A 22,720-nucleotide genomic window follows, 5' to 3' on the forward strand; every position below is an offset into this window, starting at 1 on the left:
GTGCCGTCCAGGTCAGGTCGTGTAGGGGCGGGCGGTCCTGCCCTCGCGCAGCGTCCGCGCCCACCAGGTCAGCTGGTCGAGCAGGATCGTGGCCGCGCCGTCACAGCTGCGCGGGCTGGTCGGCGCCCCCTCCTCGTCGAAGTGCCTCCAGGCGCCGTGGAAGCTGACGGTGTCGCGGACGGTGACCGCGTGCAGTTCGGCGAAGACCAGGCGGAGCTGCTCGACCGCCCGCAGGCCGCCGGAGATGCCACCGTAGGAGATGAAACCGACCGGCTTGGCGTGCCACTGCCGGTTGTGCCAGTCGATGGCGTTCTTCAACGAGGCGGGGAAGCTGTGGTTGTACTCGGGCGTCACGACGGCGAACGCGTCGGCCCTGGCCAGGCGTGGTGTCAGGACCCCCAGGGCTCGCGAGGCCTCCGCGGCCGGCGCGGCCCCGGAACGGGGCAACTCCATCGGCAGTGGAGTCTCGGCCAGGTCGATGACGTCGACGTCCAGGCTCCCGTGCCGGCGGGCCCTGCCCGCGAACCACTCCGCGACGGTCGGGCCGAGCCGGCCTTCCCGGACACTACCGACGATCACCGCTAACCGGATCGGCTCTTCGGGCATGACGGTCCTCCGCTGGTCACAGTGGGCTTGTCCGCGCCCTCGCGGCGCCGTGTGAACAGGTTCGTACCTCAACCAAGGTTCACGTCAAGCCGGGAGGACACATCCGCGGGAACCGGATTGCCGGACAAGCCGTATTCGTAAGTCTTGTCACCGGCGTGTTCGACCGGTGAGAAGATCGGGGGTGCCACGAACAGCAGACGCAGTACTCGCGAGATTACCGGGACCGCTGCACGCACTCGCGCTGAAGCATCGTGAGCTGCTGAAGTTCGCGGTGGTGGGCGGAACGGCGTTCCTGGTGGACAACGCGGTGTTCTACGGTCTGAAGCTGACCGTTCTGGAACCGAAGCCGGTGACCGCGAAGGTCATCGCGGTGCTCGTGGCGACGATCGTGTCCTATGTGCTGAACCGTGAATGGTCGTTCCGGACCAGGGGCGGTCGCGAGCGCCGTCACGAGGCGGCACTGTTCTTCCTGGTCAGTGGCGTCGGTCTGGTGCTCAGCTCCGTGCCGCTGTGGATCTCCCGATACGTGCTCCTGCTGGAGACCCCGGACGTGAGCCTGGTGACCCAGGAGATCGCCGACTTCGTGAGCGCGCAGGTCATCGGCACGCTGATCACCATGGTCTTCCGTTTCTGGGCGTTCCGGAAGTGGGTCTTCCCCGACGAGGAGGCCCGGTCCGGCGGCGTGCGGCCGGCTCCCGCTCCCGCTCCCGATTCCACGGAAGAGGCGGCTTGATGACGGCGAAACCAGAAGCCGTTTCGGAGGTTGGACTACCCCATGCCATCGCCGCGCCCCACGGGCCCGGCTCCTCGAATGACCGACGACCAGAAGTCCCGCAAGTCCGACATCACGGAGCGTCGTCAAAGCTCACGATCATGCGGATCCGCCCGGACAGTACTCATGATCGGCCGCACTTGCCCATGGAATCGCGGATCCCGCACGTGAGCTCTAGTGAGGAGCCATGTCGACGAAACGGCTGTAGTGGCCCTGGAAGGCCACGGTGACCGTGGCGGTGGGACCGTTACGGTGCTTGGCCACGATCAGGTCGGCCTCGCCCGCCCTGGGCGACTCGCGCTCGTAGGCGTCTTCCCGGTGCAGCAGGATGACCATGTCAGCATCTTGCTCGATACTTCCGGATTCGCGCAGGTCGCTGACCATGGGCCTTTTGTCCGTACGCTGCTCGGGACCACGGTTGAGCTGGGAGATCGCGATCACCGGGACCTCCAGCTCCTTGGCGAGGAGCTTGATGGCCCGGGAGATCTCGGAGACCTCGTTCTGGCGGCTCTCGGTCTTCTTCGGCGAGGACATCAGCTGCAGGTAGTCGATGATGACGAACCGCAGGTCGTTGCGCTGCTTGAGACGGCGGCACTTGGCCCTGATCTCCATCATCGACATGTTGGGCGAGTCGTCGATGAACAGCGGGGCCTCGGCCACCTCGCCCATCCGCCGGGCCAGCTTCGCCCAGTCGTCGTCGGTCATCGTGCCCGACCGCATGGCGTGCAGGGCCACCCGCGCCTCGGCCGACAGCAGACGCATCGTGATCTCATTACGCGACATTTCCAGCGAGAACACCACAGTGGTCATACCGTGCTTGATAGCGGCAGATCTCGCGAAATCCAGGCCAAGCGTGCTGTTGTGCGTTGGAATAGAGGTCCTTCCGGCAAGGTACATATGGTCGGCACTGTCGACTTCCACGCATCTCACCGGTGTCGAGGGCACCGGCCGCACGTCGACGATGTACCGGACGAGCGTCGACGGATGGACCGTGGTCACCTGCCGGACGGCCTTGCGGGACAGGCGGAACACCTTGTCCGCCGCCATAAAGTTGATCATGTAGTAGGTGGAGGAGTCGACGTTCCTGCCCTTGACCGCCCGTGTCCTCATCGTCGCCCGGTAACCGAGACTCAGAACCAGTTCGTAGGCGTCTTCGGCAAGTCTCCTGTTGGTGACCCCGAGCTGGATCTGACCGTTGCGGCTGATGTATCCATCGGTGTCGAGGAGACCTGCGAGCAGGGCACGCCGCTGCTTCTCGGAGGCTCGCAGGTAGATCTGGGGAATGTGCTTGTCGCCGAGGACACCGAGGGTGCGCAGGATGGCCTGTACCGTGCCATGACGGTTCCGGCATGCCTGGCACTGCCTCAGACCGCTGGACGGACCACCGCAGTCGGGGCACGTGGGTGCCGGAACCGGACCCGACACCAGGCGAGCCCTTCCTCCGCAAGAGCGGCCACACGTGCGTATCTGGGATGTCTGGGGCACGAACAGGGCACCGCAGACCGCGCAGGGCCTCTCCGCCACGGGCGGCGGATGTGGCAGACCGAGTGAGTAGAGGAGATCGGAGCCCGTACGGGTGACCCGCAACCCTTCGGCTTCCAGGTTGAGAACGATCTCCGAATCGATGGTGGTGAACCGGGCACCGTCGGTGTGGCCGTCACCGAGCCATACTCCGAGGGCGTAGGCGGGCAACGGCAGATCCCGCTCGGGCAGGTCGAACGCCGCCGCGAGGGCAACCGCGTGGTTCGGCCGCTTGTCCGCCGAAGCACAACGCAATGTGCGGGCGATCTCCTCGGTCGTCACGACGTCCTTGTGGGCAGCGGTCGTGGAAGCGTTCATCGGCTGGGAGACCCGTGCGTACAGCGCTCCGAAAAGCTCCTTGCATGAGTATGCCGGGGCGTTCCACGTGTAGCGACGAACCGGGCCTGTGACGGACGTGGGCATCTTGCCCGACACGCCGATCTCCTTCTGCACGGTGTGGAGAACGTTGCGAAACTCGTCACCGAGAACCGACAGAGCCTCCCGATGCGTGATGAGCCGGTCCGGCTCCGCCATCGACGTCTCGTATACGCGCCTAACGTGCTCGATGGACGTGAGGGGCCAGTAAAGGGCTCGCTTGCTCTCGGCATCCTGGCGACGACGCGCACGCGTGGTCGTCCGCCATTGGTGCTGGGAGTCCGCGACGATCACGGTGCCGTCGCTGAACTCAACCTCGTAACAAGGTCGTCCGTGCATCACCTCGGTCGCCGCGACCACCCGTGTCGGCTTGCCGTCCGCACCGATCAGGTGGTCACCTGGCTCGACCTCTCCCATGGTCGTCCAGCCGTCGGGAGTGGGCAGCGGCGTGTCGAGCGCGAGCGCCTTGCCGATGGCGGGACGGGCCGCCACGACGATCATCTGGCCGGGGTGCAGGCCGTTGGTGAGGGAGTCGAGGTCCTGGAAGCCGGTGGGGACCCCGACCATCTGGCCGCTCCGGCCGCCGATGGCCTCCAGCTCGTCGAGGGCTCCGGGCATGATGTCGGCCAGCGGGACGTAGTCCTCGGAGGTGCGGCGCTCGGTGACCTTGTAGATCTCCGCCTGGGCGCGGTCGACGAGGTCGTCGACCTCCTCGTCCTGACCGCCGTAGCCGTAGGAGACGATGCGGGTGCCGGCCTCGATCAGGCGGCGGAGGATGGCCTGCTCGCGGACGATCCTCGCGTAGTAACCGGCGTTGGCCGCGGTCGGGACGACGGCGGTCAGCGTGTGGAGGTAGGCACCGCCGCCGATCCTGGCGACCTCGCCCCGCTTCTGCAGCTCGTCGAGGATGGTGACGGCGTCGGCGGGGTCGCCGCGGCCGTAGAGGTCGGTGATGATGTCGTAGATGATCTGGTGGGCCGGACGGTAGAAGTCGTCGGACCGCAGGATCTCGACCACGTCGGCGATGGCGTCCTTGGACAGCAGCATGCCGCCGAGGACCGACTGCTCGGCTTCGATGTTGTTCGGTGGGGTGCGCTCGAATCTCGGCTCGAAGACCGGCGGCTCCGCGATGCTCACCACACACCCCCTCTTTCGAACACAGTTACGTTATCTCTATTTGTAGCCGATCGGTGTGACAGTTTCGCGGCTCCGCGCCCGCCTGGCAACGCGGCCTGTCGACAGAGGTGTGGATAAGCTGTGCACTTCTTCCCCAGAGGTGTGGGCACCCTGGGGACAGTACTGTGGATAACTCTTGTCCACAGCTGTGGATAACCCTTTGACCAGGGAAAACGTCATCCACCGCCTGTGGAGAAAAGAAAGTTGGGGTGACACGCCGAAAGTCGCCCCAGATGGCATGTCCTGACGGGTTCATCCCGCCGGAGATCCATCCAGAGGTAAGAGGCACAATAGACAAGTGCCTCTTACTCCTCGCCCCGGTCGGTCCGGCGGGTCCGGTCGGTCCGATCGGCCCGTTGAATCCGATCGGCCCGGTGAGCCCAACCGGTCAGGTCGGCCCGTCAGGTCCGATCGGTCCGGTGAGCCCGATCGGTCCGGTGAGCCCGATCGGTCCGGTGGGTCCGGGCAGTCCGGTGGGTCAGGTCGCGATCACGACAGGCAGATCCTGCGGCTGGCGCTGCCCGCGTTCGGCGCCCTGGTGGCCGAACCGCTGTTCCTGCTGACCGACACGGTCGTCGTCGGCCGCCTGCCCGCCCCCGCGCTCGGCGCCCTGGGGGTGGCGAGCACGGTGCTGAGCTTCCTGGTGGGACTGTGCGTGTTCCTGGCGTACGGCACGACCGCGGCGGTGGCCAGGCAGATCGGGGCGGGCGAGACCGGGCGGGCGCTTCGGCAGGGGGTGGACGGCCTCTGGCTGGCCGCCGGGGTGGGACTGACGATCATCGTGGTCGTCTGGCCCCTGGCACCCACGCTGGTCCACCTGCTCGGTGCCGAGGGCGAGCTCGCCCGGCAGGCGGTGACCTACCTGCGGATCAGCCTGCTGGGCGTCCCCGCCATGCTGCTGGTGCTCGCGGGCACGGGCGTGCTGCGCGGCATGCAGGACACCGCGACCCCGCTGCTGGTCTCGGTGGGGGCCTTCGCGCTGAACGCCGTTCTCAACGTCGTGTTCGTCCTGGGACTGGGCTGGGGCGTCGCGGGCTCGGCCTGGGGAACGGTGCTGGCCCAGTCGCTCGCCGCCGCCGTCTACCTCCTCCTGATCCTCGTCCGGCACCGCGCGCCGTTCCGCCCCGACCTGGCGGGCGTGCGGGCGGCGGGCTCGGCCGGGGTCGCTCTCATCATCCGTACAGCCTGCCTCCAGCTGGTGCTCGCCGTCGCGACCGCCGCGGCCACCCGCATGGGAGAGCAGCAGATCGAGGCGCACACCGTCGCCATCAGGATCTGGACCCTGATGGCGTTCGCCCTGGACGCGATCGCCATCGCGGGGCAGGCGATCACCGGCCGCGCGCTGGGGGCCGGCGACGTGGCGGGAGCCCGCGGCGCGACCTGGAGGATGGTGGTCTGGGGAATCGGCTCGGGTGTGCTGCTCGGCCTCCTCATCGTGCTGGCCAGGCCGTTCGTGCCGGCGCTGTTCGACGCCGGCCCCGTCGTCGCCGCGGAGCTGCTCGACGTGCTCTGGGTGGTGGCCGTCCTGCAGCCCGTCGCCGGGGTGGTGTTCGTGCTGGACGGCGTGCTGATCGGTGCCGGGGACCAGCGCTACCTCGCCTGGGCGGGGGTGTGGACGACGATCGCCTACCTGCCCGCCGCGTTCCTGGTGGACCTGCGGGGCGGCGGCCTGGTGGCACTCTGGCTGGCGCTCGGGCTGTGGATGGCGGCCCGGCTGGTCACCCTGTCGACGCGGGCGTACGGCAGGGCGTGGCTGGTGGTCGGCGGCTGAAGCGGCCGAGGCGGCCGGAACAGCCGAAGCGACCGGAACGGCCAAGGCGGCCGGAGCGGCCGGAGCGGCCAAGGCGGTTGGAGCAGCCAAGCGACCGGAACAGCCGAGGCGACCGGAACAGCCGAGGCGGCCGGGCGGACACCGGGGCGGCGGGTGGTTCGCCCGTGACGGACGGTGCCCACCGGGCAGGTGATCCCGGCGTGACACGGTGGTGTCCACGACGTGACCGGATAGCCCTTGTCCGGTGCAACTCCCCTGCGGCACTGTGAAACGAGTCCAACAATATAGGGTTATCAGCCCACCACGATTGGTCACGTCGTGCCCGAAGGTGCTTCTTCGTCGATCGTTCGCCGCATGCCGCCGGGCCATGCCACAAGCCGGTTGACCGGGGCGCGCCACGGCCTGCCCACGGTCTACCGCGGGGCGGACCTCATCGTCCTCGGCGTCGGTGTCATGATCGGCGCGGGCATCTTCAGCCTCGCCGGCCGCCAGGCGGGGACCATGGCCGGACCGGGCGTGATCCTCTCATTCATGATCGCGGGAATCACCAGCCTGCTCGTGGCCTTCTGCTTCGCGGAGCTGTCCTCGGCCATGCCGAGCTCGGGAAGCGCCTACACCTTCGCCTACGTCATCTTCGGCGAGGTCTGGGCCTGGGTCGTGGGCTGGGCGCTGGTCCTGGAACTCCTGCTGGCCACCGCCGCGGTGGCCCGCGCCTGGTCCCTGTACGCCGCCCAGATGCTCACCGACCTCGGCGTGCGCCTTCCCGAGGTGATCGCGGGCATGGTCGGCCAGACCACGGGCTTCGACCTGTTCACACTGTTCATCCTGGTGGTCCTCACGGCCGTGGTGGCCCTGGGCGCCCGCGTCGGGCTGCGCACCCTGTGGGTCATCGTGATCGCCAAGCTGCTGGCCGTCGGCGCGGTCATCGTGGTCGGCGCCCTCCACTTCGACCAGCGCAACCTCGCGGCCATCCCGGTACCGGCGGTGCCGGCGGGCAAGGCCGAGGAGGCCCTGGACTCCCCGCTGCTCGGACTTCTCCTCGGCCAGACGGGCACGTTCGGCTGGTTCGGCATCTTCGCCGCCTCGGCGGCCATCACCTTCGCCTACATCGGCTTCGACGTCGTGGCCACCGCGGCAGAGGAGTCCGAGGACGCCCCGCGGTCGATCCCCAAGGGCATCATCCGCGGGCTGGTGCTCACCACGGTCATCTACATCGCGGTCGCGGTGATCATGGTCGGGATGACCCCGTACGACAAGATCGCCGCGAACGCTCCGCTCGCCAGCGCCTTCCGCGAGGCGGGCGAGGGCTTCATGGTGCACGTCATCAACATCGGGGCGGTGCTCGGTCTCACCACCGTCGTGCTGGTGCTGCTCGTCGGCCTGACCCGCGTGCTGTTCTCCATGGCGCGCGACGGGCTGATCCCGCGCTCGCTCTCCAGGATCAACCGCAGCTACCGCAGCCCGACGAGGGTCACGGTGATCATCGGCTTCCTCGCGATCCTGCTGGCCGAGTTCGTGGACGTGCTGACGCTCGAACCGCTGGTCGTGATCGGCGCCCTGTTCGTGTTCATCGCCGTGGCCGGCGGGGTGGTCAGGATGCGGCAGACGATGCCGGACCTGCCCCGGGGCTTTCGCACCCCGCTCTCTCCCGGCGTGCCGATCGCCTCGATCCTCGCCTGCCTGTGGCTCATGGTGAACCTGCAGCTCATCACCTGGCTGTACTTCATCATCTGGATGGCCTTCGGCGTGCTGGTCTACCTGGTGTACGGAAGGCGCAACAGCGTGCTCGCCGCGGCGGCGCAACCTGTCCCCGAACCCCCCGCGCCGCCGCCCCCGGGACGCTACCCCTTCGGTCCCGGGGACGGCTGGACGAGCCCGCCCGGACCGCCGGGTCCTCCCTCCGGCCCTCCCGGCCCTCCCGGCGGCCCCGGATCCGCGGCCGGGTCCCGTGGCAGGCACCGCCGCTGAGCCCCTCGGCACGCCCACCGGGGGCGGGAGAGGAGGTCAGAGGCGCCGGGCGTCGATCACGCTCTGCACGAACTCCCTGGTGCGGGGCTCGCGAGGGTCGGTGAAGATCTGCTCGGGAGTGCCCCGTTCCAGGAGCACGCCGCCGTCGAGGAAGCAGACGGTGTCGGCGATCTCGCGGCAGAAACCCATCTCGTGGGTGGTCAGGACCATGGTCATGCCCCCCTCCTTGAGCTCCCGTATGATCCCGAGCACCTCCTTGACCAGCGCCGGGTCCAGGGCCGAGGTGACCTCGTCCAGCAGCATCAGGCGGGGCTGGGTGGCCAGGGCCCTGATGATGGCGGCACGCTGCTGCTGGCCGCCGGAGAGCTGGTCGGGGTAGGCGTCCGCCTTGTCCGCGAGGCCGAACCTGGCCAGCAGGTCGCGGGCCTGCGCCTCGGCCTGTTTCCCGCCCACCTTGTGCACCTTGCGCGGCGCCAGCGTGATGTTGTCCAGCACGCTCATGTGCGGGAACAGGTTGAACGCCTGGAAGACGATGCCCATGCGCTTGCGTACGTCGTCGGGGTCGGTGCCGGTGTCGGTGATCTCCACGCCGTCCAGGGTGATCGTGCCGTCGTCGGCGGTCTCCAGCAGGTTGACGCAGCGCAGCAGGGTGGACTTCCCCGAGCCGGAGGCGCCGATCAGGCAGACCACCTCGTGCGGCTCGACCTCCAGGTCGATGCCGCGCAGCACGCTGTGGCCGCGGTAGTTCTTCCACAGGCCCTCGATGGACAGCAGGCTCATGCTCTCTCCTCCCGCGACGCCGCCGTCTCACCGGGCGGCGGGACACTGCCGTCGTACGCCCGCATCCGCCCGCTCACTGGCCCCGCCGCCGCTGCGAGCGGGCCGCCAGGTAGTCGGTGAAGCGGGCCATGGGGATGGTGAGCAGGATGAACAGCAGCGCCGCCGCCAGGTAGGGGGTGTAGTTGAAGGTGCTGGCGACGTGGATCTGCGCCTGCCGCAGCGCCTCCAGGGGACCGATCGTGGCGACGAGGGCGGTGTCCTTCTGCAGCGAGACGAAGTCGTTGAGCAGCGGCGGCACCACCCTGCGCACGGCCTGCGGCACCACCACGTGGCGCATGGTCTGACCGTGGCTCAGCCCGAGGGACCGGGCCGCGGCCCGCTGGCTGGGGTGCACCGACTCGATGCCGGCCCGGAAGACCTCCGCCACGTACGCGCCGTACGAGAGGGTGAGCGCGATGATGCCCAGCGTCGCGAGGTCCGTCGGCGTGCCCTGCAGGCCGAGCGCGGGCAGGCCGAAGCCGACGAGATAGATGACGAGGATCGTGGGCACGCCCCGGAAGACGTCGGTGTAGATCACCGCCAGGGCGCGCAGCGGGAAGAACACCGGCGCCGTGAGGTTGCGGGCCAGCGCGACGAGCATTCCCACCACGAGGATCAGCGGCTCGGCGATCAGAAAGATCTTGATGTTGAGCAGGAACCCGCTCAGCACGTCCGGCAGGGCCTCGGTGAACTGGTCGAGGTCGAAGAACGTGTCGCGGACCCGGGGCCAGCCGGGCGAGGCGGTGAAGAGCCAGAGCAGCAGGACGATCACGAGGATCGTCGAGACCGTCGCGACGGAGCCCGAACGGACCGACGACCTCCTGCGGAGCCGCTCCCTCTCGACCTGCCGCTCGCTCTTCTCCCAGCCGGCCGGGACCGGCAGGCGCTCGTCGTCCCTCATCGAACGCCGCCGCGGCGCGGGCCGTACGCGCTCCGCGCCCTCGGCGAGACCTCTTTCACGGCCCCGGCCGTGGCTGTGGCCTCGTGCGTGAGCGTGGACGACGTCGAAGGGTGGTGCTCCAGGGTCACTTCAGCTCCGGTGCGCCCGCGGCGGAGCCGAGCCACTCGGTCTCGATCTTCGCCAGCTCACCGGAGGCGGTCAGCTTGTCGATGGCCTCGTCGACGCAGCTCACCAGCGGGCTGCCCTTCTCGAAGACCGCGCCGAAGACCTCGGGCTCCCCGGAGGCCGCGCCGAACTGGCCGACGATCTTGGAGTTCTCGACCTGGGCCGCGGTCACGTAGAAGGCGGTGGGCAGGTCCACCACCACGGCGTCGACCTGCTTGTTCTTCAGCGCGTTGACGGCGTCGATCTGCTCGTTGTAGACGTTGGGGTCGGACGACGGCTTGATGACGTCCTTGACCGCCTGCAGCGAGGTGGTGCCGATCTGCACGCCGATCTTGGCGTCCTTCAGGCTCGCCAGGTCCGTGGCCGAGGCGACCTTGGAACCGTCCAGCGCGACCACGGCCTGCTTGACCGTGTAGTAGCCCTTGCTGAAGTCGACGACCTTGGCCCGGTCGGGGGTCACCGACACCTGGTTGACGTCGAAGTCGAACTGCTTGGCGCCCGGCGCGAACGCGGAGTCGAACTTCACCGTGGCCCAGGTGACGTCGTCCTTGGCGAAGCCAAGCTGTCCCGCGACGGCGTAGGCGACCGCGCTCTCGAAGCCCTTGCCGTTGGCCGGGTCGTCGTCGCTGAACCACGGGTCGTAGGCGGGCTTGTCGGTGCCGATGGTCAGCTTGCCGGGGGTCTTCAGCGCGAGGCCGTCCTTGGCGCAGGCGTCGGCGGACGTGGAGGCGCCGCCGGAGGCGCTTGACGCGGGGCTCGCCTGGGTCGTGGTTTCCGAGGCCGGCGCACAGGCCACCGCGGTCGCCGCGAGGGCACCGAGCGCGAACAGCGTCGAGGGACGGACCATGACAAAACCTCCAGGGCGAAGCAACGGTTCCCGAATTGTATGTACTCGCAGTGACCTGGGGTAATGGGGTACCAGAATATGAAATTTCCCCGGCGGAAAAGAAGGTTTTCACCGGCCTCCCGGCCCGGCCGGAGACCGGGAAGGCCGTTCTCACCGGCCTTCGGGCCCACGGAAGGCGTTCGCACCCACCTCCGAGCCCGGGGAAGATCGGGAACGCCGTTCTCAACCGGTCTCGCGGGGGTGGGAGAGAACCGGGAAGGGCGGCTACCGCCAGCCTCCCGAAAACTCGCGGGAGGGTCGGGAAAGGGCGGCTCTCGCCTCCCTTCCGAGCTCGCGGGAGGGCCGGACAAGGACAAGGGCCCCTCCCCGAGCGGGGAGGGGCCCTTGTCGCACGGGGCCTGTCAGGCCGCGACGACCTCGACATCGAGGGACGCGGAGACCTCCGGGTGCAGCTTGACGCTGACCCGGTGGGAACCGAGGCTCTTGATCGCGGAGGCGATCTCGATGCGACGGCGGTCGAGCAGGGGGCCACCGGCGGCCTTGACGGCGTCGGCGACGTCACCCGTGGTGATGGAGCCGAAGAGGCGGCCGGACTCGCCGGCCTTCGTCTTCAGGACCACCTTCAGGGCCTGCAGCTGGCCGGCGACTTCCTTGGCGGTGCCGAGGTCGCGAATCTCGCGGGCGTCACGGGCCTTCTTGATCGAGGAGATCTGCTTCTCGCCGCCGCGCGTCCAGAGGATCGCGAAGCCGCGGGGAAGCAGGTAGTTGCGGCCGTAGCCGCTCTTGACCTCGACGATGTCGCCGGGGGCGCCGAGGCCGGTGACCTCACTGGTGAGAATGAGCTTCATCTGTCCGGACCTCCTTAGCGCGCGGTGCTCATGTACGGCAGGAGCGCCATCTCACGAGCGTTCTTGATAGCGGTCGCCACGTCACGCTGGTGCTGGGTGCAGTTGCCCGTCACCCGGCGGGCACGGATCTTGCCGCGGTCGGAGATGAACTTCCGAAGCAGCGCCGTGTCCTTGTAGTCGACGTAGGAGATCTTGTCGTGGCAGAACAGGCAAACCTTCTTCTTAGGCTTGCGCAGTGCCGGCTTGGCCATCGTGGTGCTCCTTTCAGAGCCCCGCCGTCAGGCGGGAATGGTCGCTGCGGATATGGACTGGGATTTCGGGACGCGGTCGTGCCGCCCCGAAGGGGCGTCCCTAGAAAGGCGGTTCGTCGCTGAAGTCGCCGCCGCCGAAGCCGCCGCCACCCTGCTGCTGCTGCTGACCGCCGCCGCCACCGTAGTTGTTGCCACCGCCGCCGCCGAAGCCGCCACCTTGCGGTGCGGCCGGCGCCGCGGAGGCCCACGGGTCGTTGGCGGGGCCGCCACCGAAGCCGCCACCGCCGCCACCGCCCTGACGGGCGGTCTTGTTGACCTTGGCGGTCGCGTTGCGCAGGGAGGGGCCGACCTCGTCGACCTCGACCTCGTAGACGGTGCGCTTCTCGCCTTCCTTGGTCTCGTAAGACCTCTGACGGAGCCGTCCCTGAACGATGACCCGCATACCGCGCTGGAGGCTCTCGGCGGCGTTCTCCGCCGCCTGCCGCCACACGTTGCAGGTCAGGAACAGGCCTTCGCCGTCTTTCCACTCGTTGGTCGTCTTGTCGAGGAACCTCGGAGTGGACGCGATGCGAAACCGGGCCACCGCTTGCCCCGTGGGGGTGAAGCGCAGCTCCGGATCGTCGACGAGGTTGCCGACGATGGTGATCGTGGTGTCGCCTGCTGCCATGGCTAGCGCTGCCCTTCCTGCGGCCTTCGCTGGTTATCGGCTCAGAGTACGGCTGCCGTCCGACAAAATGCCGGAGATTAGTGCACGTCCGGGCGCAGGACCTTGGTGCGCAGGATTCCCTCGTTGAGGTTCATCTGCCGGTCGAGCTCCTTGACCGTGGCGGGCTCGGCGCTCAGGTCGATGACGGCGTAGATGCCCTCGGGCTTCTTCGCGATGTCGTAGGACAGCCTGCGGCGACCCCACACGTCGACCTTCTCCACGGTGCCGCCGTCGTTGCGGACGACCGTGAGGAACTGGTCGAGGGAAGGGGCGACCGTACGCTCATCGAGCGAGGGGTCAAGAATGACCATCACTTCGTAACGGCGCATGCTGACTTCCAACCTCCTCTGGACTCTTGCGGTCACGACACCGTGCCGTGACAGGAGGACGCTGACGTACTTCACCCCGGGTTCCCATTTCGGCGCTCGGGGTGGAGGGTGGGCCATGACACACCCATTCGACGTAGCCGTGCCAGCCTACCAGTCCGGCAAGGGTTGGGCCGTCACCTCGCCGGGCACGTCCCCATCAGGGAAAACGGGCACGTCCGCAGGGGAGAGGGGGCGGTGGGGATGTCACCCGCGTCCGGGAACAGGCGAAGCGGGCCCTCCCGGTTCAGGCTGAACAGCGACGGGCGGCGCCACCCCCTGGAGAACGTGCTGAGCGTCGGCACGATCCTTTGCGGGCTGATCGCCTTCGTGGCCGGGCTCATCCCCTCCGCGCACTCCGTCGCGTCGTTCCTGGGGGTGCTGGGGTTCGTCGGCGGGCTCTACTCCCAGTACGTCTCCGCGACGACGTCGGAGCGCGCGCTGAACATCGTGGGCATCGTGGCCTCGTTCGTCGGTGTGGCCTTCGGCATCCGCAATGGGGGTTTTTTCCCATAGGGTCCCGAATCTGCCGAGGGCCACACCGGCGAGGGTCCGGCCACGCGGGCCGGGGGGGCCGGGCCGGCGAGCGGCACGCGGACGGGCGACGGCTAACCGGCCAGGCGCAGGTCCACACCCAGCAGGATGAGGAACCACAGGAAGACCGCGAGCAGTGCCTCGGCGATGTCCTTCAGGAGTGCGGGGGTGATGTAGTCGTACACCCAGGCGACGTAGATGCCGATCAGGATGTAGATGAGGCCGATGAGACTGATCCCTCTGCGATAGCGAGCAGCCACTTGGAACTCCTTGGGGTTGGCCCGTGGGGGCGGGCGGTGGGGCGCGACCTGCGACTGCCCATGCCCTCGGCGTTGAAACGGCTACTCTCGGATACATGCCGCTTATCGGAGCTCATGTCGATCAGGACGACCCGCTGGCGCACGCCAGGGCGCGCGGCGCGGAGGTCGTGCAGTTCTTCCTCGGTGACCCCAAGGGGTGGAAGGCCCCGGTCATCGGCGAGAAGACGCGGGAGATCAAGGACTCGGACGTGGAGGTCTACGTCCACGCCCCGTACGTGATCAACGTGGCGACGGTCAACAACCGGGTGCGCATCCCCAGCCGCAAGCTGCTGAGCGCGCACCTCGCGGCGGCGGCCAAGCTGGGCGCCCGGGGGCTGATCGTCCACGGCGGGCACGTCGGCGCCGGGGACGACCCGCAGAAGGGCTTCGACAACTGGCGCAAGGTGTTCGAGCGCCTGGAGGAGCACGAGGTGCCCGTGCTCATCGAGAACACCGCGGGCGGCGGCAACGCGATGGCGCGCAAGCTCGAGCGGATCGCCCGGCTGTGGGACGCGCTCGACGGCTTCGACGTGGGCTTCTGCCTCGACACCTGCCACGCCCACGCGGGCGGCGAGGACCTGGCGGACGTGGTCGAGCGGGTCATGGCGATCACCGGCAGGATCGACCTGATCCACTGCAACGACTCGCGCGACGCCTTCGACTCCGGCGCCGACCGGCACGCGAGCCTCGGCGCGGGCCAGATCGACCCCGAGCTCATCCTCGGGGTCTGCCGGAGCGCGAACGCCCCGATCGTGGTGGAGACCCCCTTCGACGGTCAGGCCGAGGACATCGCCTTCCTCAGGACGAAGCTCTAGCAGGAAATCCTGGGATGCTCCGGGACGAATCCACAGCCTGTGGATAACTTCATGGGATTACTTTTCCCGAAGAGTGGGTAAGGGGGACGTCCCCGCGGCTCAGCCCACCCAGGCGCCGTCGGCGAAGATCAATACGTTGAGCGCCATCAACGGGCCCACCACCAGGGCGTAGACGATGATGATCCATCGTCGCCACGGCGCCGGCCCGCTGCTCGCCCTGGCGATCAGGATGAAGAGCGGCCACCACAGCAGCGCCGAACGCGGGACCGACAGATAGTAGGCGGAGCACAACAGGGCGCCCACCTGCAGTCCCACGTAGACCAGTTCGCTCCACCTCCGCAGGTAGAGCAGGACCAGCACGAGCACCACCCCGACGATCGCCCCCGCGATCTCCAGCCGGAACGCCCAGGCGGACCGTCCGTCCCCCATGCTCGCGTTCAAGGTCGTCATCAGCGACTCCCAGGGCCACACCATGTGACGTCCCCAGCCGGCCTCCTGCGCGGTCTTCCAGGCCAGCCAGTCGCCCGTACGGGAGTACTGGTAGGCGGAGTAGAGCGCCAGCGGCACGAACGGGAGGAGCAGCCACCCCGCCTGCCGCACGGGCTGCCTGCGGACGAGGAACTCCACGATCAGCGCGACGGCCAGGAAAAGGCCGGTGATGCGCACGCAGGAGGCGCCCGCCGCCAGGGCCGCGGCGAGCGGCCAGCGGCCCTGACGCGCCGCGAGCCAGGCGGGAACGGCGAAGGCCAGGAAGAGCGACTCGCTGTAGCCCGCGAACAGGAACACCGCCATCGGCCAGAGCAGCAGCGCCAGCACCGCGCGCCGGCCGGTTCCCTCCGGCCCCTCGAACTCGGCCAGTTTGGCGAGCGCCGCCATCGCGACGGCACCGGCCACCAGGGAGATCAGCAGACCGGCGAGCGTCCAGTCGTCGATCACGAGATGCACCGCGCGGAGCATCAGCGGCATCCCGGGGAAGAAGGCGGGCAGCCCCCTGTCGGGTTCGCTGCCCGGGACACCGTCGTAGCCGTGCTCGGCGATGGTGACGAGGAGGTTCGCGTCCCAGTTGCGCCAGCGCTCCAGGAACGGCCTCGGTACGGCGTCCCCCTCCATCAGCGCCTGGGCGCCGACGACGACCAGGACGACGATTCCCAGCCGGGAGGCCAGCCAGAGCAGCAGCCCTTCCGTCGCGGTGTCGCGCGGAGGGGTGTCGCGCGGGGGAGCTGGAGGAGTGGTCACAAGGTCGGATTGTCCCGGATCATCTCGGCGGACCGCCAGACTCGGACGCTCGCTGAACAGCCCCACTCCGCCTCCTGCCATCTCGCCGGACCCGCCGGGCGCTCGCCCCGGCCCGTTTCACCTCGGCGGACGCACCGCCGCCTCCTCCCGTCACCCCACCGGGCACGCCGGGCGCGCCGGACCCGCTCGGCGCGAACGTTTCAGCCCGGCGCTAGGCGAGCGCGAGCCGGAAGCGGTCGGGTGCCCCGTCGAAGACGCCACCCGCCTGGTCGTCGGTCCCGTCCTCGCGGATCACGTCCTTGTCCGGGACGAAGATGTCCCGTACGACGAACGCCATCATGATCAGGATGGTGATCGCGCGGGCCCACACGGCGGTGAAGTAGGTGTCACCCGCGATGCCCAGCGCCTCGTTGCCCGGCTGGATGCCGACGAGATAGAGCCAGATCGCGAAGAAGTACCAGCACTCGGCGAGCTGCCAGAGCGCGATCGGCTTCCAGCCCGGCCTGGCCAGCACCGCGAAGGGGATCAGCCAGAGCACGTACTGCGGCGACCACACCTTGTTGGTCAGCATGAACGCCGCCAGGGTGAGGAAGCACAGCTGCATCAGGCGGGGACGGGTCTTGGCCGTCAGGGTGATCACGGCGATCGCCAGGCAGAACGCGGCGAGCGAGACGACGCCCAGCTTGTCGAGGAGCTCGGAGTCGCCCAGGATCGGCCACTGCTTCTGGTTGAAGAAGTACCAGATGGAGCCCCAGTCGGCCGGGCGCTCCTGGCTGAAGACGTAGAACCGCTTCCAGCCGTCGAAGGCGAAGACCATGATCGGCACGTTGACGACGAGCCAGGCGCCCGCGACGCCGCCGACCGTCTTGAGGAACGGCATCCACCTGCCGGTGCGCAACGTCAGCAGGAACAGCGGGCCGAGGAACATCAGCGGGTAGAACTTGGTGGCGATCGCCAGGCCCAGCAGGATGCCCGCGAGCCACTGCTTCCGCTTCGACCAGGCCAGCAGCGCGCCCAGCGCGAGGGCGTTGGCCGCCAGGTCCCAGTTGATGTACGCGGTGAGGATCAGCGCGGGGGCCAGGGCGTACCATAGCGCGTCCCAGCGCCTGGCGGGACCGGCCAGCGTGGCCATCAGCAGCACGCCGACGACCAGGCAGACCGCCATGAGGATGACGGTGAGGTCGTAGAACGCCGTCCCCTGGTCGCTCATCGGGGTGACGATCCGGCGGAAGAACTCCATGATCCCGCCGATGCCGACGGGGTACTCGACCGGATAGTCGAAATAGGGGATCTTGCCCTCGTTGAGCTTCTCGTTCCACCACAGGGGATAGATGTCGGTGTAACAGAAGTTCGTGAACTGCAGGGTCCCGTGGTTCCACGCCCCGTCGACGCGGCACGGCCACTTCCAGAACCAGGCCAGGACCGCCCCCAGCCCCGCGAACAGGGCCAGGGGCACGTACGGGATGGCCCGGGTGCCGAACTCGGGCAGCGGGCTCCGCGGCGACAGGAGGTTCTTCATCAGGGACGCCGTCCGCTCGGCGAGGGTGTCGGGGCCAGGGCCGCGCCCGGGGTGCCGGGGGCGCCGAACGTGTCGGGCCCGCCGTTCTGTTCCACCTCGCCGGTCGGCGGGTCGTTGCCCGGACCGCCGTCGTCGCCGACGTCGCACGAGCCGTCCCAGGGCAGGCACTCGCGGCCCTCGGGCTCGCCCTGCTCGCCGCCGCCGTCGTTGTTGTTGTCGTCCGACCAGCCGCCGTCGTCGCCGTTCTCGTCGGGGAACGGGTTGGTGTCCTCCATCGTCGGCTCCGGGGTGGGCGTCGGCGTGGGAGTGACCAGGTTGTTCCGCGTACCGGTGTTGGCCCTCGGCGGGAACTGCAGGACCTCGTCCTTGGCGGTCACGGCCTGCATGTAGTCGTGCCAGATCTGGGTCGGGGTGCCGCCACCGCCGATGAACTCGGGCATCGGCTGTTCTTTCCAGAGGATCTGCTCGTCCTTGAGCTTCTTGCTCGGCAGGCCGTACTTGTTGACCTTGAGCTTGCGCGTCCCGGCCCTGTTGTAGGGCACGTCGTTGGACATTCCGACCGCGGTGACGATCTGCGGGGTGAAGCCGACGAACCAGGCGTCCTTGTAGCCGTTGTTCGTGCCGGTCTTGCCGGCCACCGGCCGCGTGCCGAGGTTGGCGGCGCCGCCGGTGCCGCCCCTGACGACCTGCTGCAGCGCGACAGTCGTGTCGGCGGCGGTCTCGGGCGTGATGACCTGCTTCTCGACGACCTGCTCGGAGAGCACGACGTCGCCTTCGACCGTGGTCACCTTGGTGACGGTGTGCCAGTCGAAGTGCTTGCCCTCGTTGGCGAAGATCCCGTAGCCGGCGGCCTGCTCGACCGCGGTGACCGAGGCGCTGCCGATGGTGACCTGGTACTTCTGCTCCGCGACCGCGTAGTCGACCGCGTTCTTGCCCCCGTAGGAGGGGTTGTACTTGGCCGTCTCGCCGACGCCCGCCTCCTTGGCGATCCTCGCCACCTCCTCGAGGGTCACCTCCTCGCCCATCTGCACGAAGACGGTGTTGACCGAGCTGGCCATGGCCCTGACCATGTCGATCGGCCCGAACGCCTGGTTCCCCGAGTTGCTGATCGGGGTGGTGCCGGGCATCTTGATCGTCTTCATGCCGTCGACGAGGCTGTCGAGCGACTTGTCGTTCTCCAGCCAGGCCGCGAGCACGTAGGGCTTGAACGCCGACGCCGCCTGCTTGGTGGAGTCGAACGCGCGGTTGTTGAAGTCGTTGACGAAGTCGTCGCCGCTGTAGAAGGCGAGCACCCGTCCGTTCTTCGGGTCCACCGAGGCGAGCCTGGCGTGGATGGTCCGCTCCAGGCCGGCGGTGCGGGCCTTCACCGCCTTCTGCGCCTGCTCCATCATCTTCTCGTCGAAGGTGGTGTAGACCTTGTAGCCCTCGGTGTCGAGGTCCTCCCGCTCGATGCCCCGCGCCTTGAGCTCCCGGAGGACGATGTTGAGCATGTAGCCCTTGAGGCCCTTGTAGGTGTTGGCGGTCGACCTCTCCTTGAACTTCAGGTCCTCGAAGGGGCTCGCCGCGTACTTGCCGTACGCGGCGGGGTCCATCTCCGCCATGTTCTTGAGCGCGGCGCCGAACCGCCACTTGATCGCGGAGTAGTCCTTGGCCTGCTCCTGGACGTCGAAGGCGTTCGGGTTCTGGACCCGGGCGGCCAGGTAGGCGCCCTCCGGCACGGTCAGCTGGCCGACGTTCTTGTTGAAGAACGTCTTCGCGGCCGCCTGGATGCCGTACGCGCCGCGACCGAAGTAGATGAGGTTGAAGTACTCCTCCAGGATCTCGTCCTTGGTCTTCTCCTTGCTCAGCTTGACCGAGACGAAGATCTCCTTGATCTTGCGCTGGATCGAGACCTCCTGGCTGAGACCCTCGTAGTAGCCGCGCGCCATCTGCTGGGTGATGGTCGAGGCGCCCTGGAGCTGGGTGCCGCTCACGGTGCTCCAGACCGAGCGGGCCATGCCCGCGAGGTCGATGCCGCTGTCGGTGCGGAAGGTCTGGTTCTCCAGGGCGATCGCCGCGTCCTGGACGTGCATGGGGATCTGCTTGAGCTTCACCGGGACGCGCTGGACGCCGAGTCGCGCGATCGGGGTCTTCTTGTCGCGGTAGTAGATCACGCTGCCCCGGTCGTCCGCGCTGGCCTGCGTGGTCGAGGGAATGGGCGTGTTGGCGTAGGCGACCGCGATCATGCCGAAGACGCCGGCGCTGAGCACCACGAAGCTGGCCATGACGATCTTCCAGTTGGGCAGGAAGCGCGTCCACCTCCTGGCCTGGGGCTCGTCGTCGTCATCGGGGCCGTCTCCCCCGGGTCCTCCGGGGCCCTCGGGGCCCCCCGGTCCGCCCGGGACGGGACCGCCCGCGCCGCGCCCGCGGCGCCTGCGTCCGCCGTCGCCCGGCCTCGAACCGGCGGAACGCCCGCCGCCCGCCTGGGCGGCGAGCATCGACTGGGTGTCCTCGAAGGCGGCCTCGGCGCGGCGGCCGGTCGGGTCGGTGTCGCGGCGGCGCGTCTCGCCGGGGGCGCCGGGGGCGCCGGGGCCGCGCTGGGGCGTCCCGCCGGGCCCCCCGGGGCCACCGGGGCCGCGCGCAGGCATGCTCCCAGGGCCGCCGGGGGCGCCCGCGTCGCGCCGGGGCGGTCCGCCGGGCTGCTGGGACGCGCCGCCGGAATAGGGCATCCCGCCCTGCTGGGGCATCATCGCGGTCCGGGGATCGGCTCCCGCCCGCGGCGGCCCGGCCTGCTGGGAAGAATCCCAGCTCGCACCGGTTTGGGGATTTTGCGGAGGGGGAACTGCACGGGGAGCGGCTCCTGGGCTTGAGCGACGGCGCCGCCCCTGACGAGCCGACCCGTCGGCGCCCTCATGGCGCCCGTCCGGCTCCGGGTCATTGCTGTGGCTGTAACTCACGCGTCCTCGTTCGGTCATCGGGGTCTACGACGGCGTGCAGGCGGGCGAGACTACATCCTGATCACCGGAGATCCCGCCGCCTTGGCTCACTGGTAGCCGGCCTATTCGGGTGGATCTCCATTCCCGGCGACGAACGAGATCGTCGGGTGGTTCCGGCAACAACCTTGGCAGACCTCTCCCAGGTTGACGCGGGATTCCGGGTATTGGAAAGCGGTCCACGCCGCGCGAGGACCGTGTCCCACGACCGCCTGCTGTGACCACATACGCGCCAGACTACGGCCTTTTTGTCGTTTGCTCCCAACCACTTGGGAAAGTCGCTGATTGCAGCCTTATGTTGGATGGACGTATCCTGTCGATGTATCGGTTCGATACATCGACGCGAGAGGTGGTGGTTTCCAGTGGCCGGCGGACGAGGCGGCGTGCTGGAGCTGGCCGTGCTCGGGTCGTTGCACGAGACCCCGCTACACGGCTATGAGCTGCGCAAACGGCTCAACGCGCTGCTCGGCATGTTCCGGGCGTTCTCCTACGGCTCCCTCTACCCGTGCCTCCGTCAGTTGCTCACCGACGGGCTGATCGTCGAAGACGGCGACGCCGCCGCGGCCACCACGGCCGCCGACAGCGCCATCGTGCTCCCCGGCCGCCGTTCGAAGATCGTCTACAAGCTGACAGCGGAGGGCAAGGAACGCCTCCAGGAACTCCTCACCCAGGCCGGTCCTTCCGCCTGGGAGGACGAGAGCTTCGGCGTCCACTTCGCCTTCTTCAGGCACACCGAGGCCGAGGTGCGCCTGCGCATCCTCGAAGGTCGACGCAGCCGGCTCGAGGAGCGGCTGGACGCCGTGCGCACGGCACTCGCCCGTACGCGCGAACGGCTGGACAGCTACACCCTCGAGCTCCAGCGTCACGGTCTGGAGTCGGTCGAACGCGAAGTGCGCTGGTTGAATGAGCTGATCGCCACCGAACGGCGAGCATCGCCGCCGGAGGGGGAACGCCGGCCCGCGCGAGATGAGACGTCCAGGGCGCCCGCGCCAGGGACGGGCACGACGGGGCGGCACGCCACCCCGGAAGAGAACTGACCACTGAGACAACAAAGGGGAGCGAGTGCCATGGGTTCGGTGCGCGTAGCCATTGTCGGTGTAGGCAACTGTGCCACGTCGCTCATTCAGGGCGTGCACTACTACCGGGACGCCGACCCCGGTGCCCGGGTGCCGGGCCTGATGCACGTCAAGTTCGGCGACTACCACGTCGGTGACGTGGAGTTCGTCGCGGCGTTCGACGTGGACGCCAAGAAGGTCGGGCGCGACCTGTCCGAGGCGATCGTGGCCTCGGAGAACAACACGATCAAGATCTGTGACGTGCCGCCGCTCGGCGTCACGGTGCAGCGCGGCCCCACCTACGACGGTCTGGGCGAGTACTACCGGGAGATGGTGGAGGAGTCCGACGAGACCCCGGTCGACGTCGTCCAGGTGCTCAAGGACAGCAAGGTCGACGTGCTCGTCTCCTACCTGCCCGTGGGCTCGGAGGAGGCCGACCGCTTCTACGCCCAGTGCGCCCTCGACGCGAAGGTCGCGTTCGTCAACGCGCTGCCGGTGTTCATCGCCTCCGACCCCACGTGGGCCCAGAAGTTCGTCGACGCCGGCGTCCCGATCGTCGGTGACGACATCAAGTCGCAGGTCGGCGCGACCATCACGCACCGCGTGATGGCCAAGCTGTTCGAGGACCGCGGCGTCGAGCTGCTCCGCACGTACCAGCTGAACTTCGGCGGCAACATGGACTTCATGAACATGCTGGAGCGCAAGCGCCTGCAGTCCAAGAAGATCTCCAAGACCCAGTCGGTCACCTCGCAGATCCCGCACGAGATGCAGAAGGCCGACGTGCACATCGGCCCGTCGGACCACGTGCCGTGGCTCGACGACCGCAAGTGGGCGTACGTGCGCCTGGAGGGCAGGTCCTTCGGCGACACTCCCCTCAACCTGGAGTACAAGCTCGAGGTCTGGGACTCCCCCAACTCCGCCGGCATCATCATCGACGCGGTGCGCGCCGCCAAGATCGCGCTTGACCGGGGCATCTCCGGCCCGATCCTGTCCGCCTCCTCGTACTTCATGAAGTCGCCGCCGGAGCAGTACTCCGACGACGAGGCGCGCGACTACGTGGAGAAGTTCATCCGCGGCGAGGTCGAGCGCTGACCCGGCGACGCCGGACGTCAGGTTCAGACGGGGAGAGCCCCCGGCCCGTGTCGGGCCGGGGGCTCTCCGCGTGTCGGAGGCCGCGGGGCGCCAGACCCGCACGTCGT

20 protein-coding genes are annotated in these 22,720 nt (G+C 68.6%); 7 read left to right on the forward strand and 13 right to left on the reverse strand.

Features of this window, described 5'->3' with window-relative positions:
• Window positions 1-12 precede the first annotated feature (12 nt).
• A complete protein-coding gene (locus AC5L38_RS33220; protein ID WP_495246762.1) occupies window positions 13-579 on the reverse strand; it encodes an NADPH-dependent FMN reductase in 567 nt (188 codons plus the stop codon).
• Window positions 580-787: 208 nt separating this feature from the next.
• On the opposite strand from AC5L38_RS33220, the gene AC5L38_RS33225 reads away from it, so the two are divergent.
• The gene (locus AC5L38_RS33225) at window positions 788-1,339 is read left to right on the forward strand and encodes a GtrA family protein (protein WP_495246763.1); all 552 of its coding nucleotides are present in this window, start codon (window positions 788-790) and stop codon (window positions 1,337-1,339) included.
• Window positions 1,340-1,552: 213 nt separating this feature from the next.
• On the opposite strand, the gene dnaB is transcribed toward AC5L38_RS33225, so the two are convergent.
• Window positions 1,553-4,411 carry a replicative DNA helicase gene (gene dnaB / locus AC5L38_RS33230; protein ID WP_495246764.1) on the reverse strand — a complete coding sequence of 953 codons (2,859 nt, stop codon included), beginning with the start codon at window positions 4,409-4,411 and terminating at the stop codon, window positions 1,553-1,555.
• A 541-nt stretch (window positions 4,412-4,952) separates the two neighbouring features.
• On the opposite strand from dnaB, the gene AC5L38_RS33235 reads away from it, so the two are divergent.
• Together AC5L38_RS33235 and AC5L38_RS33240 are read left to right on the forward strand one after the other, a co-directional pair.
• Window positions 4,953-6,221, forward strand: coding sequence for an MATE family efflux transporter (locus AC5L38_RS33235; RefSeq protein WP_495246808.1), 1,269 nt, complete (start codon window positions 4,953-4,955; stop codon window positions 6,219-6,221).
• A gap of 354 nt (window positions 6,222-6,575) precedes the next feature.
• Complete coding sequence (locus tag AC5L38_RS33240) at window positions 6,576-8,189, forward strand: APC family permease (RefSeq protein ID WP_495246765.1); 1,614 nt, start codon at window positions 6,576-6,578, stop codon at window positions 8,187-8,189.
• A gap of 36 nt (window positions 8,190-8,225) precedes the next feature.
• Here the strand turns inward: AC5L38_RS33240 and AC5L38_RS33245 are convergent, their stop codons facing one another.
• The 7 genes from AC5L38_RS33245 to rpsF form a co-directional block, all read right to left on the reverse strand.
• A complete protein-coding gene (locus AC5L38_RS33245) occupies window positions 8,226-8,969 on the reverse strand; it encodes an amino acid ABC transporter ATP-binding protein (RefSeq protein ID WP_495246766.1) in 744 nt (247 codons plus the stop codon).
• Window positions 8,970-9,042: 73 nt separating this feature from the next.
• Window positions 9,043-9,909 carry an amino acid ABC transporter permease gene (locus AC5L38_RS33250; RefSeq protein WP_495246767.1) on the reverse strand — a complete coding sequence of 289 codons (867 nt, stop codon included), beginning with the start codon at window positions 9,907-9,909 and terminating at the stop codon, window positions 9,043-9,045.
• 124 nt (window positions 9,910-10,033) lie between these two features.
• The gene (locus AC5L38_RS33255) at window positions 10,034-10,921 is read right to left on the reverse strand and encodes an ABC transporter substrate-binding protein (protein ID WP_495246768.1); all 888 of its coding nucleotides are present in this window, start codon (window positions 10,919-10,921) and stop codon (window positions 10,034-10,036) included.
• Between the two features lie 401 nt (window positions 10,922-11,322).
• Entirely contained in the window at window positions 11,323-11,769 is a 447-nt protein-coding gene (gene rplI, locus AC5L38_RS33260; protein ID WP_389908772.1) for a 50S ribosomal protein L9, read from the reverse strand.
• Between the two features lie 14 nt (window positions 11,770-11,783).
• Window positions 11,784-12,020 carry a 30S ribosomal protein S18 gene (gene rpsR, locus AC5L38_RS33265; protein ID WP_012895699.1) on the reverse strand — a complete coding sequence of 79 codons (237 nt, stop codon included), beginning with the start codon at window positions 12,018-12,020 and terminating at the stop codon, window positions 11,784-11,786.
• Between the two features lie 100 nt (window positions 12,021-12,120).
• The gene (locus AC5L38_RS33270) at window positions 12,121-12,687 is read right to left on the reverse strand and encodes a single-stranded DNA-binding protein (RefSeq protein ID WP_495246769.1); all 567 of its coding nucleotides are present in this window, start codon (window positions 12,685-12,687) and stop codon (window positions 12,121-12,123) included.
• Between the two features lie 77 nt (window positions 12,688-12,764).
• Window positions 12,765-13,055: a 30S ribosomal protein S6 gene (rpsF, locus tag AC5L38_RS33275; protein ID WP_030919721.1), complete on the reverse strand. Its 291-nt coding sequence runs from the start codon at window positions 13,053-13,055 to the stop codon at window positions 12,765-12,767.
• A gap of 240 nt (window positions 13,056-13,295) precedes the next feature.
• On the opposite strand from rpsF, the gene AC5L38_RS33280 reads away from it, so the two are divergent.
• Entirely contained in the window at window positions 13,296-13,607 is a 312-nt protein-coding gene (locus AC5L38_RS33280; RefSeq protein WP_495246770.1) for a hypothetical protein, read from the forward strand.
• A gap of 92 nt (window positions 13,608-13,699) precedes the next feature.
• Here AC5L38_RS33280 and AC5L38_RS33285 read toward each other — a convergent pair whose 3' ends face one another.
• A complete protein-coding gene (locus AC5L38_RS33285; protein ID WP_329088054.1) occupies window positions 13,700-13,885 on the reverse strand; it encodes a hypothetical protein in 186 nt (61 codons plus the stop codon).
• Window positions 13,886-13,980: 95 nt separating this feature from the next.
• On the opposite strand from AC5L38_RS33285, the gene AC5L38_RS33290 reads away from it, so the two are divergent.
• Window positions 13,981-14,739 carry a deoxyribonuclease IV gene (locus AC5L38_RS33290; protein ID WP_495246771.1) on the forward strand — a complete coding sequence of 253 codons (759 nt, stop codon included), beginning with the start codon at window positions 13,981-13,983 and terminating at the stop codon, window positions 14,737-14,739.
• Window positions 14,740-14,838: 99 nt separating this feature from the next.
• Here AC5L38_RS33290 and AC5L38_RS33295 read toward each other — a convergent pair whose 3' ends face one another.
• The 3 genes from AC5L38_RS33295 to AC5L38_RS33305 form a co-directional block, all read right to left on the reverse strand.
• Window positions 14,839-15,975, reverse strand: a complete 1,137-nt coding sequence (locus AC5L38_RS33295) for a putative hexosyltransferase (RefSeq protein WP_495246772.1) — start codon at window positions 15,973-15,975, stop codon at window positions 14,839-14,841.
• A 211-nt stretch (window positions 15,976-16,186) separates the two neighbouring features.
• The gene (locus tag AC5L38_RS33300) at window positions 16,187-17,494 is read right to left on the reverse strand and encodes a glycosyltransferase family 87 protein (protein ID WP_495246773.1); all 1,308 of its coding nucleotides are present in this window, start codon (window positions 17,492-17,494) and stop codon (window positions 16,187-16,189) included.
• Window positions 17,494-20,121 carry a transglycosylase domain-containing protein gene (locus AC5L38_RS33305; protein ID WP_495246774.1) on the reverse strand — a complete coding sequence of 876 codons (2,628 nt, stop codon included), beginning with the start codon at window positions 20,119-20,121 and terminating at the stop codon, window positions 17,494-17,496. Before AC5L38_RS33305 ends, AC5L38_RS33300 begins: the two co-directional genes overlap by 1 nt.
• A 707-nt stretch (window positions 20,122-20,828) precedes the next feature.
• On the opposite strand from AC5L38_RS33305, the gene AC5L38_RS33310 reads away from it, so the two are divergent.
• Both AC5L38_RS33310 and AC5L38_RS33315 read left to right on the forward strand, forming a co-directional pair.
• A complete protein-coding gene (locus AC5L38_RS33310; protein ID WP_344744221.1) occupies window positions 20,829-21,503 on the forward strand; it encodes a PadR family transcriptional regulator in 675 nt (224 codons plus the stop codon).
• Window positions 21,504-21,533: 30 nt separating this feature from the next.
• The gene (locus AC5L38_RS33315; protein WP_495246775.1) at window positions 21,534-22,613 is read left to right on the forward strand and encodes an inositol-3-phosphate synthase; all 1,080 of its coding nucleotides are present in this window, start codon (window positions 21,534-21,536) and stop codon (window positions 22,611-22,613) included.
• Window positions 22,614-22,720: the final 107 nt, after the last annotated feature.

The organism is Streptosporangium nanhuense (assembly GCF_059358815.1).